We start from the raw sequence: 18,734 nt of genomic DNA, 5'->3' as shown, positions 1-18,734 counted from the left end.
TTTCAGGAGGCGCTCGGGGAAGATCGTGGGCGCTTGCAAAGGGCAATAAAAAACGGATTCAGCTTATGCGTGAATCCGTTTATTTTCGCCCTTGGATCGATGTCTTGCGCGACTGGCGAACAGGCGGACACCCCGCCCGTTCACCATCATCATCATCGTGATTTGCCGCTGCCGAGGCCGACCAGCGCGCTTGCCATGACCAGCGCCGCGCACAAGGCAGCCGTCCAGGCCAGCGGTCCGGAGGATGGGATCAGGCCCAGTTCGCCGGCGTAGAACAGGACCAGCGTGACCCCCATCGGGATCGCCAGCCGGACCGCGTCGCGGATATCGCGGCGTGCGCGCGACGCCGCGGCCATGCCTGCCTTAGCCACCACAGCAGCCTCCGCAGCAGCCGCCGGCGGGCGCGTTGCGCAGGTCGCTGTAGCCAGCCTGGGAGGCGGCATCGACGATGGCCTGCGCCGAGGTCTGGCGTTCGTCGAAGGCCACCTCGATCTGGCGGCTGCCGGGCGCCATGTCGAGACCGTGCACGCCGGGCAGGATGGCCAGGCAGTTGGTGATGCGCTCGACATCCGCAAAGGCGAGCGGCGTCGACAATTGGAAGCGTTGTTGCATGATGTTTCCTTTCCTTGAAGGGCGGGGCTGCTCAGCCGCAGGCCCCGATGTAATGGCATTCGGCGCAGCGGGTGCAGCCGTCGACTCTGGACAGGGCGCGCGCGCCGCATTCCGGGCAGGGGCGTCCGAGGGGACGCTGCGCCGGCGCGGATGGCGACGCTGAGGTTGGCGTGCTCGGGCGGAACTCGCGCGCGCCGCCGCCGCCGCGGGCCGCCAGTTCGCGGTCGAGCTGCGCGACCGGGACCTGGTTGCCGTAGGCGTCGAGGAAGCCGCGTGCGATCAGCATCCGCTGCAGCATGAAGGCGATCGCCGCGACTTCCGAATCGTGGTGGACCGGCACCTGCACGCCGTCGGCGCGGGTCAGGTGGCCGCAGCGCACCGGACCTTTTTCCCAGACCACTTCACGCATGTCCGCCAGCGCCTTGGCGATCGAACTGCCGGCGCGCGCGGCCAGCGACAGCAGGCGCATGGTCGAGGTGATCCACTGGTGGCCCTCGCTGCGCTGGTTGGCCGGCATGAAGAATTCGAAGGGGCGCTCGATCTCGACCGGGCGGCCGTCCAGCGTGCCCTGCACGCGGAGGAAGCTGACCGTCAGGTACAGCGCCTTCTTGCCCTCCTGGGTGCCGTATTCGACTTTCGAGGTGACCGAGTCGAGTTCGCCCAGCGGCCGGCTGTCGAAGCGCCGGTGCAGGGGATTGAGGTCGGCGGCAGGCGCCAGTGCCGGCGCCGGCTCGGGAGCGACGCTCAGCACGCTGCCGGTGACGCTGTTCGGACGGTAGGTCGCCAGCCCCTTCAGGCCGGCGCGCCAGGCGTCGAGGTAGAGGTCCTTGAAGTCCTCGTAGGGATAATCGGCCGCCACGTTGACGGTCTTCGAGATCGCCGTGTCCACGTAAGGCTGGACCGCCTCCATCATGCGCAGGTGGTCCTGCGCCGGCATCTGCAGGGCGGTGACGAACTGCGGCGGCAGCGCCGCCTCGTCGCCGGCTTCGTGGCCCAGGTGGCGGTACAGGCGCCAGGCATGGTCGGCCACTTCGTAGACGCGGGTGCTGTCGTCCGGCATGCGCTTCTTGCGCTGGTAGGTCCAGGAAAAGGGCGGCTCGATGCCGTTCGAGGCATTGTCGGCAAAGGCCAGCGAGATCGTGCCGGTGGGCGCAATCGACAACAGATGCGAGTTGCGGATGCCGTCGCGCGCGATTGACGCGCGCAGTTCGTCCGGCAGGCGCTGTACGAACCGGCCGGCCAGGTAAGCCTCGGCATCGAACAGCGGGAATGGCCCTTTTTCCCTGGCCAGGTCCACCGATGCGGCGTAGGCGCTGTCGCGCAGTTCGCGAGCGATACGCGTGGCCAGCGCACGCCCTTCGTCGGCGTCGTAGCGCAGGCCCAGCATCACCAGCGCGCTGCCCAGGCCCAGGAAGCCGAGGCCGACGCGGCGCTTGTCCCGGCCTTCGGCGGCCTGCTGCGGCAGCGGCCACTCGGTGGCGTCGAGCGCCAGGTCGAGCATGCGCACGCCGATGGCGGCAACTTCGCGGAAGGTCGCGAAGTCGAAGCAGGCATCGGCGGTGAAGGGATCGCGCACGAAGCGGGTCAGGTCGAGCGAACCGAGGTCGCAGCAGCCGTAGGGCGGCAGCGGCTGTTCGCCGCAGGGGTTGGTGGCGGCCAGGCGCTCGCAGTAATACAGGTTGTTCTCGGCGTTGATGCGGTCGATGAACAGTACGCCCGGTTCGGCGTGGTCGTAGGTCGAGCGCATCACCTTGTCCCACAGCGCGCGCGCCGCGACCCGGCGGTAGATCCACCAGCCGTCCTCGCGCCGGCAGGCGCCGGCGGCCCGGTCCTCGGCCGAAGGCTCGGCCGGGTGCGCGAGTTCGACCTCGGCGTCCGCAACCACCGCGTCCATGAAGGCATCGGTCACGCCGACCGACAGGTTGAAGTTGCTGAAGGCGCCGCCGTCCTTGGCGGCGATGAAGCGCTCGATGTCCGGATGGTCGATGCGCAGCACGCCCATCTGCGCGCCACGCCTGGCGCCGGCCGATTCCACCGTGCGGCAGGAGGCGTCGAACACTTCCATGTACGAGACCGGGCCGGAGGCGCGCGACTGCGTACCCCGGACCAGGCTGCCGGCCGGGCGGATGGGGCTGAAGTCGTAGCCGACGCCGCCGCCGCGCCGCATCGTCTCGGCGGCTTCGGCCACTGCGGTGTAGATGCCGGACAGGCCGTCATGGTAGCCGCTGATGGCGTCGCCGACCGGCTGCACGAAGCAGTTCATCAGGGTCGCCTTGATGCCCAGGCCGGCGGCCGAGTTGATGCGGCCGGCCGCCACGAAGCCGTGATCCTGGGCCCACAGGAAGCGCTGCTCCATGTCGAGGCGCAGCGGCTCCGCCTCGTGGGCGGCGAGGGCGTGCGCCACGCGGGCACGGACCTGGCCGATGCTGGTCTCGTCGCCCCTGGCGTATTTTTCGCGCAGGACGTCGAGGGAGACTTCCTGTGCCGGCAGATGGCTGCCGAAGTGTTTTTCGTGCGCGTTCATTGATTGGCTTTCGGGATGTCGTGGGTCTGCTGTGACAGGACTATAGGCAACCGCTCACCGGCCGTCCTTGAACCGGTTTAAGGTTCAGGAAAAATGCAGCGCATGACCGTCGCGGTCGAAGGCGATGAAGCGCTCGACCGCGCTGCGGTGCACGGCGCCGATCATCGAACGCAGTGCCTGTTCGACCTCCGCGTCCGACGGCTCGCGCCCGGAGGGGCCGGCCAGCGCGGCGGCGAACACCACGTCCCAGGGCTGGCCGGTGCTCTGCGATTCCTGTGCGAGCGCGGAAAAATCGGCCAGCTCCGTAATCGCCTTGTCGACGCACATCACCGGCGACAGCGCGCCGCCCCGACCTTCGCGGAAGCGTTTTTCCTGGCCCGGGCTGTGAGTTTGGGGAAGTTCGGCGACGCCGAACACGAACAGGAGGCGCTGGGATTCCGGCTGGGCGCGCGCGGCCGCAAGGAAGTCGTCGAAGCTGGAGAGGGTGGTGGTGGTCTGCATGTGTGCGGAGTAAGCGTGAAGGTGAGTCTTGCCATTCTAGAGAGCAGGGCTGCGCTTGCCTGTCTGCACGACGGCGTAAGCGGCCTAGTTCTTCCGGCCTATCCCGTGACGGACCTGGCAGGCGGACAATGCATGGGCTTACATCGAAAGGACACCCATGCACGCCATCGACCCGCGCAGATTCCTGCGCCAAATGCCGCTGTTCTCAAGCCTGGGCGACGAGGAGCTGGGCGCGATCGCCGCGGGGGCCAGCGAAGTGCACGTGCCGCGCGGGCGCACCGTCTTCGAGCGCGGCGACCCCTGTCACGGCTTCCATTCGGTGGTGTACGGCCAGGTCAAGCTGGGCTTCGTGTCGGCCCAGGGGCAGGAAAAGATCGTCGAGATCCTCGGGCCGGGACAGAGCTTCGGCGAGGCGGTGATGTTCATGGAAAAGCCCTACGTGGTCACCGCCACCGCGCTCGAAGACTGCATGCTGCTCCACGTCGGCAAGAAGGGGCTGTTCGAAGAGCTCGACCGCCACCCGGTGCTGGCACGGCGCATGCTGGCCGGTATCAGCCGCCGCATGCACGGCCTGATCGCCGACGTCGAAGCCTATACCCTGCATACCGGCGGCCAGCGCGTGGTCGGCTACCTGCTCAAGGATGGGCCGGAGAGCGGCGACCGGCTGACGCTGTCGGTCAGCAAGCGCGCGATCGCTTCCCGCCTGAACATCACGCCGGAGTACTTCTCTCGGGTGCTGCACGCGCTCTCGGCACGGCAGCTGATCCGGGTCGAGGGGCGCGCGATCGACATCCTCGACGCCGGCGGGCTGCGCAGCTACCAGGGCTGAGCAGGCCGCAGGCGGGCTAGTTCCTTTGGCGGATTGTGGCCGTGGCCGGGCGCAACTAAGATGCGTCCCATATGCCGCTCCAGGGAGAGTCCACATGTCGCTGATGTCCATCGAAGAGGCGCCCCGCGCGCCGGCGCCCGGCGCCAGGCCGGCGCTGTTCGCGCTTGGCTTTCGTCCCTTCTACCTGCTGGCCGCAGCCTTCGCCGCTGTCAGCGTGCCGCTGTGGGTGGCGGCGCAGGCCGGCTGGCCGGTGCCGGCCCGCGTCGACATGCTGTGGCACATGCACGAGATGGTGTACGGCTTCGCGGTCGCCGTCATCGTCGGCTTCCTGTACACCGCCGGCTACAACTGGACCAGATTGTGGACCCCGCGCGGCTGGCGCCTGGCGGCGATCGCCGGGGTCTGGCTCGCCGGACGCGCTGCCATGCTGGCCGCGCCGCCGCTGGCCGCTGCCGCCGTCGATGCCATCTTCCTGCCGCTGGCGGCGTTGCCGCTGTACCGGGTGCTGAAGCAGTCGGGCAACCGCCGCAACATGTTCCTGGTGGCGCTGCTCGGCCTGCTGGCGCTGTCGAACCTGCTGTACCACGCCGCCACGCTGGGCTGGCTGCCGCTCGACCCGCTGGCGCCGGTGCACGCGGCCATCGTCCTGATCGTGGCCATCGAAGCCGTGATCGGCGGACGCGTGATTCCGATGTTTACCGCGAACGGCGCGCCCGGGACCAGGCCGGTGCAGGACGCGCGCGTCGACAGGACCGCGCTGTTCCTGACGGTGCTGGCCGGTGCGGCGTGGACGGCCGGCCTGGCGGCGCCGTTCACCGCGGCGCTGGCGATGGCCGCCGCCGTGGCGCAGGCGCTGCGCCTGGCGGGCTGGAAGCCGTGGCGCACCTTGCGCAACCCGCTGCTGTGGATACTCCACCTGTCGTATGCCTGGATTCCGCTGGGCTTCCTGGCGCTGGCGCTGGCCCAGTACGGCATCGTGACGCCCAGCGCCGCGCTGCACCTGCTGACCGTCGGCTCGCTCGCCGGCCTGGTGATCGGCATGATCACCCGCACCGCGCTGGGCCACACCGGCCGTCCTCTGAAGGCGGGCCGCGCCGAAACCCTGATGTACGTGCTGGCGCAGGGCGCCGTGCTGGCCCGTTTCGCGGCCGCGCTGGCACCTGCCGCACGCATGCCCTGGCTGGTGCTTGCCACCGTGTGCTGGAGCGGCTGCTTCCTGGCCTACCTGGCCGTCTACCTGCCACGCCTCGTCGCGCCGCGTCCCGATGGCCGCGAAGGCTGATTCATTCACAGGATTTACCATGCAACCCACCGTCCAATTCGACCCCGAACTGATCGCTCGCATGAGCCAGCGCGGGCCGCGCTACACCTCGTATCCGACCGCCGACCGTTTCACGGGCAGTTTCGCCGCGAACGAATTCGCGGCGGCGGCCTGGCGCGGCGCGCCGGGACGGCCGCTGTCGCTGTACGTGCACGTGCCGTTCTGCGAGTCGCTGTGCTACTACTGCGCCTGCAACAAGATCATCACCCACGACCGCAGCAAGGCTGCGAAATACCTGGACTACCTGGTGCGCGAGATCGACATGCAGGCCAGCCTGTTCGCGGCCTGCGGCCCGGTGCAGCAGCTGCATTTCGGCGGCGGCACGCCGACCTACCTGAGCGACGCGCAGATGGGCGCCCTGATGGACCACCTGCGCAGCCGCTTCGCGTTCGCCGATGACGAAGAGGGCGAGTATTCGATCGAGATCGACCCGCGCACCGTCGACGCGCAGCGCATCCGCTCGCTGCGGCGCCAGGGCTTCAACCGCCTCAGCCTCGGCGTGCAGGACTTCGACGAGGACGTGCAGCGCGCCGTCAACCGCCTCCAGCCGGAAGCGATGACGGGCGACGCCATCGCGACCGCGCGCGCGGCCGGGTTCCGCTCGGTGAGCATCGACCTGATCTACGGCTTGCCGCTGCAGAGCGTGGCCAGCATGGCGCAGACGCTCGACAAGGTGGTCGCGCTGTTGCCGGACCGGATCTCGGTCTACAACTACGCGCACATGCCGCAGATGTTCAAGGCGCAGAAGGTGATCCGCGACGAGGACATGCCGGATCCCGCCACCAAGCTGGCCATGCTCGGCCTGTGCATCGAGCGCCTGTGCGCGGCCGGCTACGTCTATATCGGCATGGACCATTTCGCCAAGCCGGACGACGAACTGGCGCGCGCCCAGCGCGACGGCACGCTGCACCGCAACTTCCAGGGTTACTCGACCCGGGCCGCGCTCGACACCATCGCCTGCGGCGTGTCGGCGATCAGCGCCGTGAACGGCACCTACAGCCAGAACGAGAAGACGCTCGAAGCCTATTACGCACGCCTGGACGAAGGCGTGCTGCCGGTGGCGCGCGGCCTGTGCCTGTCGCGCGACGACCTGGTGCGGCGCGACATCATCCAGCAGCTGATGTGCAATTTTGCGCTCGACTTCGACGCCCTGGAGGCGAGCTGGGGGATCGACTTCGCGGCCGATTTCGCGCCTGAGCTGGAAAAGCTGACGGCGCTGGGCGCCGAAGGCCTGCTCGCCTTGCTGCCGGACCGGCTCGAGGTCAGCGCCAGGGGCCGGCTCTTGATCCGCAATATCTGCATGGTGTTCGACGCCTACTTCGGCATGCCGGAAGCGGTGCCGCTGCAGCGGGTGCGCTACTCGCGGACGATCTGAGCCGGCATACGCTGCACCAGCGCGCGCGTCTGGCGCGCGATCACCGCTTCCTCGTCGGCCGGCAGCACCCAGACCGCGACCGCGCTGTCCGGCGCGTGCAGACGCGGGCCGCCGGCGGCGTTGGCCTCGAGGTCCAGCTTGACGCCGAGCCAGGCCGCCTGGGCGCAGACGCGCGCGCGGATCTCGGCCGCGTGCTCGCCGATGCCGCCCGTGAAGACCAGCACGTCGAGACCCCCCAGGGCCGCGGCCAGCGAGCCGAGTTCGCGCCCGATGCGGTAGACGAAAACCTCGACCGCCTCGCGCGCCGCCGCATCCTCGCTGGCCAGCAGGGTGCGCATGTCGCCGCTGATGCCGGACAGGCCGAACAGGCCCGAACCCTGGTACAGCAGCCGTTCCAGCGCCTTCGGCGCCATGTGTTTTTCCTGCAGCAGGTAGAGCAGCAGGCCGGCATCGATGCTGCCGCAGCGCCTTGCCATCGGCAAGCCGTCGAGCGCCGAAAATCCCATCGTGCTGGCGATGCTGCGCCCGTCCAGCATGGCGCACATGCTGGCGCCGCTGCCCAGGTGAGCAGCGACCACCCGGCCGCCGGCGCGCGGCTCCAGCGCCGGCAGCTTGGCAGCCAGGTGCTCGTAGGACAGGCCGTGGAAGCCGTAGCGCATCATCCCTTGCTCGGCGAATTCACGTGGCAGCGCGTACAAACGCGGCACGCGCGGACCGCCGAGGTGGAAGGCGGTATCGAAGCAGGCAACCTGCGGCAGGCCCGGATGCAGCCGCGCGATGGCCCGGATCGCGGCCAGGTTGTGCGGCTGGTGCAGCGGCGCCAGCGGCGCCAGCTCGGCCAATTCCTGCAGCAGCACGGGTGTCACCAGCGCCGGACCGGCATGCGCATTTCCTCCATGTACCACGCGATGGCCGACGCCGGCCAGCTGCGCCGGCGCCAGATGCGCTTCGATCCAGTCGATCGCCGCGGCCATCTCGGTCGCGTAGGCATTGTCCGTGGCCAGCAAGCGGTCCTCGATGAGCGCGCCCTCGGCCGACCAGGCCTGCAGGCGCGGCGTGGCGGCACCGTTGTCGATCTTGCCGTGACTGGCGGGCACCAGTTGGCCCTCGCGTTCAAGGAATACGGCGAACTTGATGCTGGACGAGCCGGCATTGAAACAGGCGTAGGCTTTCATGGCATGCTGCTCCCGGCCGAAGCCGATTGATGTCGCACCAGCAGTGCCGCCAGCGCACAGGAGGCCAGCCGCGCCAGCGGTCCGTCGGCGCGGCTGGTGAGGATGATGGGAACGCGTGCGCCGAGCACGATCCCGGCCACCTGGGCTTCGGCCAGGTATTCGAGCTGCTTGGCGAGCATATTGCCGGCCTCGAGATCGGGCACGACCAGGACGTCGGCGCAGCCGGCCACCGGCGAAACGAAGCCCTTGGTCGCCGCGGCCTCGCCTGACACCGCCAGGTCGAAGGCCATCGGGCCATCCACCAGGCCGCCGCCGATCTGGCCGCGCTCGGCCATCTTGCACAGCGCCGCCGCTTCGATGGTCGAGGCGATCTTCGGGTACACCGTCTCGACCGCCGACAGGATCGCCACGCGCGGCGCGGCGATCCCCAGCGCGTGCGCCAGGTCGATCGCGTTCTGGACGATGTCGCGCTTGTCCTCGAGGGTGGGGGTGACGTTGATCGCGGCATCGGTGATGAACAGCGGGCGCGGGTAGGTCGGCACGTCCATCGCGAACACGTGGCTGACGCGGCGCGCGGTGCGCAGGCCGCTTTCCTTGGCCACCACGGCATGCATCAATTCGTCGGTATGCAGCGCGCCTTTCATCAGGGCCTGGACCTCGCCAGCCCGGGCCAGCGCCACCGCGGCCTCGGCCGCTGCGTGACTGTGCTCGGTGGGCACGATGCGTATCCCCGCCAGGTCGACGCCGGCCTCGAGGGCGGCGCGCCTGATCTTCGCTTCCGGACCGACCAGCACCGGCTCGATCAGGTCCTGGCGCGCGGCTTCGAGGGCGCCCAGCAGCGAGACGGTATCGACCGGGTGTACCACCGCGGTGCGGATGCGCGGCGCGTCCTGGGCCGCCGCCAGCAGGGCGCGGTAGCGGCCGCCGCGCTCGCGCAGGCGCACCTCGGGCAGCGCCACGCGCGGGCGCACGATCTTCTCGGCGGGCGCGATGACGTCGGCGCTGCCGGCCACCACCTCTTCGTGCGCCTGGTTGGTCACCACGCAATCGAGGGTGACGCGGCGTTGTTCCGGATCGAGCCGGGCCACGCTCAGGGTCACGGTCACGCTGTCGCCCAGGCCGACCGGTTTCAGGAAGCGCAACGACTGTCCAAGGTAGATCGTGCCCGGGCCGGGCAGTTGGGTGCCGAGCACGGTGGAGATCAGCGCGCCGCTCCACATGCCGTGCGCGATCACCTTGTGGAACATGTCGCTGCGGGCGTACTCGTCGTCGAGGTGGGCGGGGTTGACGTCGCCCGACATGACGGCGAACAGTTCGATGTCTTCGCGGGTGAGGGTGCGGGTCAGGCTGGCGCTGTCGCCAACCCGGAGTTCGTCAAAGGTGCGGTTCTGTATGGTGTCCATTCGGTTCTTTCGCTCAGCGCTCCAGCACGTAGTTGCCGGGTGCCGGGCCGAGGGCGGGGTAGCCGCGCGCGGGCGCACCCATCGCCGGCGGGGCGGCGCGCCTGCTGCCGGCGGCCTCGAGCCAGTCGGCCCAGGCCGGCCACCACGAGCCTTCCTGCGGCGGCGTGGCGGCGACCCAGTCGTCCGGCGCCAGGTAAATGTCGCCGTCGGCCTGGCGCCCGAGCCGGAAATGGCGCCTCGGGTGGCCCGGCTCGCTGACGATGCCAGCATTATGGCCGCCGCTGGTGAGCACGAAGCTGAGGTCGGCATCGGCCACCAGCCTGATCTTGTAGACCGACTTCCAGGGCGCCACGTGGTCGGTCTCGGTGGCGACGACGAACATCGGGACATGGATGTCGGTCAGCGCCACCGGCCGCCCATCGACCCGGTAGCGCCCTTCGAACAATTCGTTTTTCAGGAACAGCCGGCGCAGGTACTCGCTGTGCATGCGGTAGGGCATGCGCGTGGCGTCGGCGTTCCAGGCCATCAGGTCGTTCACCGGCTGGCGCTTGCCGAGCAGGTACGCGCTGACCACGCGCGACCCCACCAGGTCATTCGAGCGCAGCAGTTCGAAGGCGCCGGCCATCTGGTGGGTCTCCAGGTAGCCCTGGCGCCACATCATGGCATCGAGATAGTCCAGCTCGCTGTCGTCGATGAACAGGTTCAGTTCGCCCGCTTCCGTGAAGTCGGTCTGGGCAGCCAGCAAGGTCATCGAAGCGATGCGCGCGTCGCGCTGCCCGGCCAGCCAGGCGGCGGCGATGGCGAGCAGGGTGCCGCCCAGGCAGTAGCCGGCGGTGTGGATGCGGCGCTCAGGAACGATCGCCGCCACCGCGTCCAGCGCCGCCAGCACGCCCTGCTGCAGGTAGTCGTCCATGCCGAGGTCGCGGTCCGCTTCGACCGGGTTGTGCCAGGAGATCATGAACACGGTATGGCCGCGCTGGACCAGGTAGTTGACCAGCGAATTGTGGGGCGACAGATCGAGGATGTAGTACTTCATGATCCAGGCCGGCACGATCAGCACCGGTTCGGCGTGGATCTCGGCGGTAGCAGGCGCGTACTGGATCAGCTCGACCAGCCTGTTGCGCAGCACCACCTGGCCGGGCGTGACCGCGACGTTCTTGCCGGGAACGAAATTTTCAGTCCCGGCCGGCGGCTTGCCAAGCAGCATGCGTTGCCAGTCCTCAAGCAGGTGGGCAGCGCCACGGGCCAGGTTCATGCCGTTTTCCTCGCGCGTGGCCTGCAGCACTTCCGGGTTCGTCGCGAGGAAATTGACGGGGGAGAGCATGTCGAGGAATTGCCGCGCAGCGAAGGACACCACTTGTTCATGGTGCGGCGAAACTCCGCCGATCCCGGTGGTCGCGTTGTGCCACCACTGCTGGTTGAGCAGGAAGCCCTGCTGGATCACGTTGAAGGGCCAGCGCTGCCAGGCCTCGCCGTCGAAGCGGTGGTCCTGGGGCAGCGGTGCGATGCAGGGCGCGGGCGACCCGGCCACGGCGTGCGCCGCATAATCGGCGAAGCGTCCGCTCTTGCGCACCGCCTTCTCCAGCAGGCGGCCCCATTTGCCGGGCGACTGCGCCAGATGCAGGGCCCAGTCGGTCCAGGCCAGCGCCAGCGCGGCTGGCGAGATGCCAGCGGTCAGCCGCCCGAGCGCGGCATGCAGCAGGCGGTCGGTCCGGGTCGGGGTTTCGATGTCGGCGCTGGCGCCGACGGCCGGGGCGGCCGCCGGCAAATCCTGCGGCTCGGGCGCGAGCGTGACTGGGAAATGCAGTGTCGGTTTGTCCATTCGGCCACCTTAACGTTTTGTTGTCGATCAAATCGTTGATGTAAATCAAAACATGGGTGTTCTGATAAGGCTTCAGAAGGAAAGCCCGTGGTAGATCTCCTCTTCCTGGGCAAAATGCAGGCGCAGGATCGCGTCCAGCGCATACAGCGTGCGGCGCAGTTCGCGCACCGAGGCACCGGTCGCGCCGCCCTTCGATATCGTCGCGGCAAGGCGATCAACGCTGCGGCTCAGGCGATAGATTTCGCGATGCGTACTGCTCATGGATGCCATCGGGTCCTCGCCGCCGATGAGTTGAGCAAGCTGCGGGTAGAGCACGGCATCGTCGTGCGCCTCGTGCGGCAGCAGCCGGCTGCGCAGCGCGGCGTTCAGCGATGCCAGTTCGGCCTGGATGGCAGCCGCCGGCAGTGTTTCGGCCCGGTCGGCCAGCGAGGCAAGTTGCTCGATGACGGGCAGCAGGTGGGCGTGCTCCCCCTTGAGCTTGGCGACCTCGTCGGCGCGGATCGTGGATCCGGCCCTGGCCCGCTCGAGACGCAGCACCCGCAGCGCGTTCAGGATCACGGCGACGTCGATGAGTTCCTGCAGCACGGCGCCGGCCACCGGCGGCAGATAGCCGCAGGCCGCCACGCTCATGGCCAGGATCGACAAGGCCATGCCGCCGATCACGCTCTGCAAGGCGATGGCCCGGGTGCGGCGGGCGATGCGCACTGCGAAGGCCAGGTGGTCGAGGCGGTCGACCAGCAGCACCACCTGGGCCGACTCCGCCGCCGCCGCGGCGCCGCGCGCGCCCATGGCGACCCCGACGTCGGCCGTGGCCAGGGCCGGGGCGTCGTTGATGCCGTCGCCGACCATCATCGTGACGCCATCCGTGCGCGCGGCGGCAATCGCCGCCAGCTTCGCGGCCGGGGTCTGCTCGGGCAGCACCGTATCGATGCCCAGCGAACCGGCGATCGCGCTGGCGACGTCGCGCCGGTCGCCGGTCAGCATGACGATCCGTTCGACACCCAGGGTCCGTAGCAGCCGCAGGGCGCGCGGGGTGTCCTTGCGGATCTCGTCCGCCATGTGCAGCGCGGCGTAGAAGCTGCGGTCGGCCGCGGTATAGACGCCGGCCGCGCCTTCGTCGCCGACCCGTGCCACGATATCCGCGGCCCAGGCCGGTGGCGGCGCCCGGCCGGCAATCGCTTCGTAGCTGCCGACCCGTACCGCCTTGCCGTCGACCTTGCCGCTCAGGCCGGCGCCGGGCTGCTCCTCGACCTGCTGCGGCAGCGACAGCGCCAGGCCGCGCTCGAGCGCCGCCGCGACCACCGCCTGCGCGATGGCGTGGGTGGACAACTGCTCCAGCGAGGCCGCCAGCCGGAGCGCTTCGGCAGGCTGGATCGAGGGCGCGGTCGCGATCGCCGTCAGCCTGGCCTGGCCGCTGGTGAGCGTGCCGGTCTTGTCGAAGAACAGGGTCTGGACCTGCGCCATCTTTTCGAGCGCGCCGCCATGCTTGACCAGCACGCCGCGCCGGGCACAGCGCGACATCGCACTGACGATGGCGACCGGCACCGCCAGGATCAGCGGGCAGGGCGTGGCCGCCACCACCACGGCCAGCGCCCGGTGCGGGTCGCCGCTCAGCAGCCAGGCCAGGCCGGCCATCCCCAGGGCCAGCGGCACGAACAGCAGGGCGTAGCGGTCGGCCAGACGCGCGGCCGGGGCCTTCGAAGCCCTGGCTTCCCGTACCAGGCGGACGATGCCGCTGAAGGTGCTGTCGCTGGCGCTGCTGGTGGCCAGCATGTCGAAGGCATTGCCGGCATTGACGGTGCCGCTGCGCACCGGCGCGCCCGCGCCGCAGGCGACCGGCACCGATTCCCCGGTCAGGCTCGATTCGTCGACCATGGCGGCGCAGACCAGGGTGCCGTCGACCGGCACCGTCTCGCCGGGCCGTACCGCGAGCCTGTCCCCCGGCCGGACCGCGTCCAACGCCACCTGCACGATGGCGCCCTTCTCGTAGCGGTTGGCGGAGCGCGGGGCCTTGCCGAGCAGCGCCGACATATCCTGCTCGGCACGCTGTTCCGCATAGGCCTCGAGCGCCCGGCCGCTGGCGAACATCAGGGCGATGACCGCCGCGGTCAGGTGTTCGCCCAGAACCAGCGCACCGACGATCGACACCAGTGCAATCAGGTCGAGGCCGAACTGCCTGCGCCACAGCGCGGCGGCGGTGTCCAGCACCACCGCCGCCAGCACCAGGCCGGCGCCGGCGATCCAGCACCAGGCGGCGGCGTGCGGCATGCCGAGCAGTTGCAAGGCGCCGCCGACGGCCAGGGCGGCCGCGGACGCCGCAGCCTGGTACAGGCTTGGGCAATTCTTCCTCGGCATGAAGCCTCTCTCCCGATCGAATCCAGCCGCATGCCGCTGGCGTTGCCGGTCGCTGGCCCAGGCGCAGCGGCGAGCGCCACCACCCATTCGACCGTCACCGGCACCACCTAGTGCGCCATCAGCACCGGCAAGATGGCTTGCGCCAGCACCGTGCGGCTGGCCCCGCCCAGGCACAGTTCGCGAAAGCGGCTATGGCCGAAGCAGCCCATGACCAGCATGCCGCAGTCCAGCTCGGCGGCCAATGCCAGCAGATCCTGTCCGGTCGACTGGCGCGGCGCACGCACCAGCATGTTCGCCGGTACGTGGTGGCCTTCGAGGTGGCGCTCGAGGTAGGTGAACAGCTCAGGCTGCTGGGCACGGAAATCCTCTTCGCTGCCGTCCTGTCCGGCAATAGCGACTACCGTGACCCCGGCGGCGCGCCGCAGCAGGGGGATGGCAGTGCTCAGTGCGAACGAGGCTTCCTTGCTGCCGTCCCAGGCCACCAGCACCTGCTGGCTGTGGTAGGGCGCGGGATCGGTACGCGGCAGCACCAGCACGGGGCGTGCGCAGTTGAGGATCAGGTATTCCTGCAGCTGGACCGCCATCTCCGGCATCGATTCGTCCGGATCGTCCTGGCTGATGACGACCAGGTCGGCGAAGCGCGCCAGCCGCGCCAGCCCGTCATCCGACTGGTCGCAAACGAAGCGCGTATCGTGTTCGGCCTGCATTTCGCTGGCGATCGCTTCGAAATGCGACAGCGCACGCCTGGCGTTATCTTCCAGCGGCTGGAAATAGCTGGCGCTGAGCGTACCCGGTTCTTCCTTGTAGCCGTTCGGGAAGACCACCCGGGACACCCCGAACATGGCGGCGCCGGTCAGGTGCGCGCCGGTCGCATGCGCCAGCGCGGCGGCATAGCGCATGCGCGCAGGAGCGTGCTTCGACAGGTCGACGTGGACGAGAATGGATTTCAGCATGACCGTGTATGCCCTGAAGTCATCAGTGCGCGACCAGCAGCGGCAGCGGCGCGCGCGCCAGCAATTCGCGCGTCACGCCGCCCAGCACCCATTCGCGGTAGCGGCTGTGGCCATAGGCACCGCAGACCAGCAGCCCGGCGCCGCAATCGCGCGCCAGGGACATCAGCGCATGGCCGACCGTGGTTCGGGTGTACTCGACCACGACCTCGACCTCGACACCATGGCGGGCCAGGTAGAGCGCCATGTCGGCGCCGGGCTGTTCGCCGTGCAGTTCCGAAAGCGTGTCGGGATTGACCAGCACCAGCTTGACAGCGCTGGCGCTTTGCAGCAGCGGCAGGGCCGCGGTCAGCGCCCGCAAGGCCTGCATGCTGCCATCCCAGGCGGCCACGGCGATGCCGGGAATCGCCTCGTCGCGGTAGCTGTCCGGCACCACGAGGACCGGGCGTGCACCGCGCAGGGCCAGCTGTTCGGGCAGCCTGCGCAAATGGCCGGGCAGGACGGGGCCGGAATCGTCGGGGTTGCGGCTGAGGACCACCAGGTCGGCATAGCGCGACTGCAGCAGCAGGCCGTAGTCGGCATGGTCTTCGATGAGGCGCGTTTCCACCGAGGCGACCCCGAGCCGCCTGGCCTGTTCCGCGAACGCGTCCAGATGGGCCGTGCTCGACTCACGCAAGGCCACGAAGTCGCTGGGCGGTACTGGCGCGCCCAGCGAGCCCTCGATGAAGGCATACTCGACCGGCGAAAGACCGGTGGCGGCGCTGCCGACCAGGTGGGCGTCATGCGCATTGGCGAGGCAGGCGGCGGCGCGCAGACGGCTGTCCTGCAGAGGACTCCCGTCGACATGGACAACGATGGTCTTGAACATGGCATTCCTTTGCGGTGATCGGGTGCCGGAACCCCGGCGGGGCATGACATGGATTCACTCTAAGGCGAGGGGATTTCTGGCGCCAGTGGGCTTTTTGATGTGCGTCAAAATCGCCAGACATTGATCCTTGGCCTGGCGGAAGCGGCGGCGCGCTCGTCGCGCGGCACGAAAATTCGCGTATCCCGCATCTATGTGGGTGCGCTAACGTTGCGCCGCCAGCCGATCCGGTATCGTTCGAGCATCATGAAAGCGAAAGCGCATCGGACCCAGGTCTCGACTTCCCAGCTCGAACTGCCGCTCGGCCGTTCGGGCGCAGCGCATGACCTGGCCTATTACATCGGCATCGGCAAGGTGTTCGCCGCCTACCACAAGCGCTGGCCGACCGCCGATGCGACCCGCGAGGAATTCCGCGCGGCGCGGGTCAAGGACGTCGACGGCCGGCGTATCGAGCGCGAGCTGCGCTATCCGGCGCCGGTGCTCGAGGCCGATCCGGAGTACCAGGCCCTGCGCGAGCGCTGTTTGCTGGACGGCATGCCTGAAGGCGTCACCCTCGAAGCGCTCGATCCGCGCTACCGCACCGTATTGTCCGAAAGCGGCATTACCGGCCTGTTCGCCTCGATCGCGCTGCCGGTCAGGGCCGGGCCGGAGGCGGTACGCTATGCGACCGGCCTGCCGGCGCACGCCGCCGATGAGCTGACGCTGCGCGTCGGGCAGGGCATCGCCGTGCGGGCGCTGGCGGCGGCCGGTTTCGACGCGCAGGATCCGCGCGTGCTCGCGCGCAGCTTCTCGGTCCGGGTGCAGGCCAACGACGAGCTGAAAAGCGTCATCGAGCGCATCGGCATCCACCGCCCCACGCTAGACGCGCGCCTGGCCGACCATTACCTGCTGGATGCCGGCGAGGATGGCCGGCTCACGGTGCGCTACCAGCTGCTGGCCGGCGGACGCTATGCCGGCCGCTTCGATGTCGGCCAACTGAGCGACAGGCTCGCCGCGGTCTACGCGCGTGACCCGGAGCTGGCGCAGTTGCGCGGCAGCGAGGCGCCCGCGATGCCCGAGATGCCCGCCGTCGCCGCCACCGCCGCGGCACCGACGCCGGGCAGCATCGAGGAACTGCGCGAGCAGCTGGCCATGCTCGAACCGGAAGGGCAGAGCCTCAAACTGCCGATCCAGGCGTTGAGCCGGTTCGCCGAGATCCGGCGCCTGCTGGAACGGGCGGGTGGCGACTACCGTGCCGCCACCCAGCGCTTCGAGTTCGAGGAAGACCTCGAGCCGGCGGCCGTGATCGAGAACCTGCTCAGGAGCGGCGGGTCCTAGCGCGGCGCTTGCCCGGCACGACGTCGGCGCCGCCGAACAGGTCGGGCTGGACCGGCGCCGGCTTCGGCTCCGGTTGCAGCATGGCCTGCGCGGGCTCCTCAGTGGCCGCAGCGGCTATCGGCTCGGCCGGCGCCAGCGGCTGCGGTTCCGGCGGCGGCACCGTCCCGAAAGGATCGATCACGGCCGCCACGCCGTTGGTGTAGGCCAGTACGTCGTCGAGTACCTGGTATTTGTCGGGGTCGGCCGGCGTGCCCGCTGCCGCCAGCGCCTGCCGGCAACGGGCCACCGCCTCGCGCACCATCGCCACCGTGCGGCTGCGCCCATCGCCTTCGATCAGCTTGCGGAAGCGGTGCTCTTCCCACTTGTCTTCCTCGCGCGACGTCAGGGTCGCCGGGAAATGGCGCGCCTTGTAGCGCAGGAACAGCGCGTCGAGCCTGGGGTCGACAAAGCTTGGCTTCGCCGTCGCGAAGGTGGCCGGGTCCATGCTGCGCAGCTGGTCCAGCAGGCGCCGGTCGGGCGCCGCGACGAAGCCGGCGTACAGTGCTTCCTCGGGATCGCATTCGAGCGGTTCGCGCGCGAATACGACCTGCAGCAGCCGCGACAGCTCGACCGTCTGCATCACACCCAGCATCACCGGCACATTGGCCAGCGCGGCGCCGACGTCGATGCCGAGTTCGGCGGCGCGCTCGCGCGACAGCACGCCCAGGTTGCTGAACACTGCCGGCGACTTGTTGGCGGCGATGCTAAAGACCGGCATCGGCTCGAAGGCGTCGGGCTGCGCCTCCGGCCCGGTGAAGAGCCGCCTGCGCATGGTTTCGGCATCGATGTCCAGCAGCTGGCGCGGATCCTTGGCCAGGTCCCAGGCGATCACCTCGTTGCGGTTGGTCGGGTGCGCGGCCAGCGGCATCATGATGCGGACGCCGGCCGCCTGCGCGCTGCCGCCGCCAACGTGCAGGAAGGGACTGTGCGCGTTCACGTCCATTTCCTGCAGCGCCAGGTTCTTGTCCAGCATCGCCAGGCAATGCGCGAAAAGCTGGGGCTGGCGGTCGCGGATGCGCCGCGCCAGCGCGACGGTGGCCAGGACGTCGGACAGGGCGTCGTGCGCCGCCTCGTGCGCCAGGCCGTTGGCGGCACTGAGGCGCGCCAGCGCGAACGAGGGCTTGCCGGCTTCGTCGACGGGCCACTCCAGCGTTTCCGGCCGCAGCGCCCAGGTCGCGCGCACCAGGCCCAGCACATCCCAGCGCCCGCAGCCATCCTTCCATTCGCGGCCATACGGGTCGATCAGATTGCGCCACAACATGAAGCGCGTGACCTCCTCGTCGAAGGCGATCGAGTTGTAGCCGAAGGCGATCGTGCCCGGCGCCGCGAGCTGGCGATGGACCGCTTCGACGAACTGCAGCTCCGGCAAGCCGAGCGCCTGGCAGCGCTGGGGCGTGATCCCGGTCAGCAGGCAGGCCAGCGGGTCGGGCAGATGGTCGGGGGCGGGCTGGCAATACAGCGTGGTCGGGTTGCCGATCACGTTCAGGTCCATGTCCAGGCGCAGGCAGGCGAACTGGACGGGCCGGTCGCGGACCGGGTCCAGCCCGGTGGTTTCGTAGTCGTAGGCCAGCAGGCTGTTCATGGGCACATGCCGTGTCGATAGTCTTGTTCGAAGAATAACGGCAATGGCGGCAGGGCGGCGCACA

Annotated in this window: 15 protein-coding genes; 4 read left to right on the top strand and 11 right to left on the bottom strand. The window is 69.4% G+C overall.

The annotated features are described in order from the left end of the window. Positions 1-152: 152 nt before the first annotated feature. The 4 genes from NX782_RS10760 to NX782_RS10745 all read right to left on the bottom strand — a co-directional run bounded on the left by NX782_RS10760 (position 153) and on the right by NX782_RS10745 (position 3,637). Positions 153-371: a hypothetical protein gene (locus NX782_RS10760; protein ID WP_258845444.1), complete on the bottom strand. Its 219-nt coding sequence runs from the start codon at positions 369-371 to the stop codon at positions 153-155. Continuing rightward, complete coding sequence (locus NX782_RS10755) at positions 364-612, bottom strand: heavy-metal-associated domain-containing protein (RefSeq protein WP_258845443.1); 249 nt, start codon at positions 610-612, stop codon at positions 364-366. The genes NX782_RS10760 and NX782_RS10755 overlap by 8 nt, the downstream gene beginning before the upstream one ends. Positions 613-643: 31 nt before the next feature. Then, positions 644-3,136 carry an adenosylcobalamin-dependent ribonucleoside-diphosphate reductase gene (locus NX782_RS10750; RefSeq protein WP_258845442.1) on the bottom strand — a complete coding sequence of 831 codons (2,493 nt, stop codon included), beginning with the start codon at positions 3,134-3,136 and terminating at the stop codon, positions 644-646. A gap of 84 nt (positions 3,137-3,220) precedes the next feature. Then, positions 3,221-3,637 carry a ribonucleotide reductase subunit alpha gene (locus tag NX782_RS10745; RefSeq protein ID WP_258845441.1) on the bottom strand — a complete coding sequence of 139 codons (417 nt, stop codon included), beginning with the start codon at positions 3,635-3,637 and terminating at the stop codon, positions 3,221-3,223. A gap of 157 nt (positions 3,638-3,794) precedes the next feature. Between NX782_RS10745 and NX782_RS10740 the strand changes: the two genes are divergently transcribed. From NX782_RS10740 to hemN, 3 genes are all read left to right on the top strand, one after another. Further along, on the top strand, positions 3,795-4,466 hold the full coding sequence (locus tag NX782_RS10740) for a Crp/Fnr family transcriptional regulator (protein WP_258845440.1): 672 nt from the start codon (positions 3,795-3,797) through the stop codon (positions 4,464-4,466). Positions 4,467-4,560: 94 nt separating this feature from the next. Continuing rightward, complete coding sequence (locus NX782_RS10735; RefSeq protein WP_258845439.1) at positions 4,561-5,748, top strand: NnrS family protein; 1,188 nt, start codon at positions 4,561-4,563, stop codon at positions 5,746-5,748. 19 nt (positions 5,749-5,767) lie between these two features. Continuing rightward, complete coding sequence (hemN, locus tag NX782_RS10730) at positions 5,768-7,162, top strand: oxygen-independent coproporphyrinogen III oxidase (RefSeq protein ID WP_258845438.1); 1,395 nt, start codon at positions 5,768-5,770, stop codon at positions 7,160-7,162. On the opposite strand, the gene NX782_RS10725 is transcribed toward hemN, so the two are convergent. The 6 genes from NX782_RS10725 to NX782_RS10700 all read right to left on the bottom strand — a co-directional run bounded on the left by NX782_RS10725 (position 7,144) and on the right by NX782_RS10700 (position 15,735). Beyond that, positions 7,144-8,337 (bottom strand): acetate/propionate family kinase, encoded by a 1,194-nt coding sequence (locus tag NX782_RS10725; RefSeq protein ID WP_258845437.1) that lies wholly within the window; start codon positions 8,335-8,337, stop codon positions 7,144-7,146. The genes hemN and NX782_RS10725 overlap by 19 nt on opposite strands. After that, positions 8,334-9,740, bottom strand: a complete 1,407-nt coding sequence (locus tag NX782_RS10720; RefSeq protein WP_258845436.1) for a bifunctional enoyl-CoA hydratase/phosphate acetyltransferase — start codon at positions 9,738-9,740, stop codon at positions 8,334-8,336. The genes NX782_RS10725 and NX782_RS10720 overlap by 4 nt, the downstream gene beginning before the upstream one ends. A 13-nt stretch (positions 9,741-9,753) precedes the next feature. After that, positions 9,754-11,562: a PHA/PHB synthase family protein gene (locus NX782_RS10715; RefSeq protein WP_258845435.1), complete on the bottom strand. Its 1,809-nt coding sequence runs from the start codon at positions 11,560-11,562 to the stop codon at positions 9,754-9,756. Between the two features lie 72 nt (positions 11,563-11,634). After that, a complete protein-coding gene (locus tag NX782_RS10710) occupies positions 11,635-13,917 on the bottom strand; it encodes a heavy metal translocating P-type ATPase (protein ID WP_258845434.1) in 2,283 nt (760 codons plus the stop codon). Positions 13,918-14,024: 107 nt separating this feature from the next. Next, positions 14,025-14,870: a universal stress protein gene (locus tag NX782_RS10705; RefSeq protein WP_258845433.1), complete on the bottom strand. Its 846-nt coding sequence runs from the start codon at positions 14,868-14,870 to the stop codon at positions 14,025-14,027. A gap of 22 nt (positions 14,871-14,892) precedes the next feature. Continuing rightward, entirely contained in the window at positions 14,893-15,735 is an 843-nt protein-coding gene (locus NX782_RS10700; RefSeq protein WP_258845432.1) for a universal stress protein, read from the bottom strand. 243 nt (positions 15,736-15,978) lie between these two features. Here NX782_RS10700 and NX782_RS10695 point away from each other — a divergent pair, with 243 nt between their 5' ends. Then, positions 15,979-17,049, top strand: a complete 1,071-nt coding sequence (locus NX782_RS10695; RefSeq protein WP_258845431.1) for a hypothetical protein — start codon at positions 15,979-15,981, stop codon at positions 17,047-17,049. Here the strand turns inward: NX782_RS10695 and sbcB are convergent. After that, positions 17,030-18,670, bottom strand: a complete 1,641-nt coding sequence (gene sbcB, locus NX782_RS10690; protein ID WP_258845430.1) for an exodeoxyribonuclease I — start codon at positions 18,668-18,670, stop codon at positions 17,030-17,032. The two genes, NX782_RS10695 and sbcB, sit on opposite strands and share 20 nt — an antisense overlap. Between the last annotated feature and the right edge of the window lie 64 nt (positions 18,671-18,734).

The sequence above is a fragment of the Massilia norwichensis genome (assembly GCF_024753245.1).
GTDB classification, from domain to species: domain Bacteria; phylum Pseudomonadota; class Gammaproteobacteria; order Burkholderiales; family Burkholderiaceae_D; genus Telluria; species Telluria norwichensis.
This window is presented reverse-complemented; position numbering and strand designations above follow the sequence as displayed.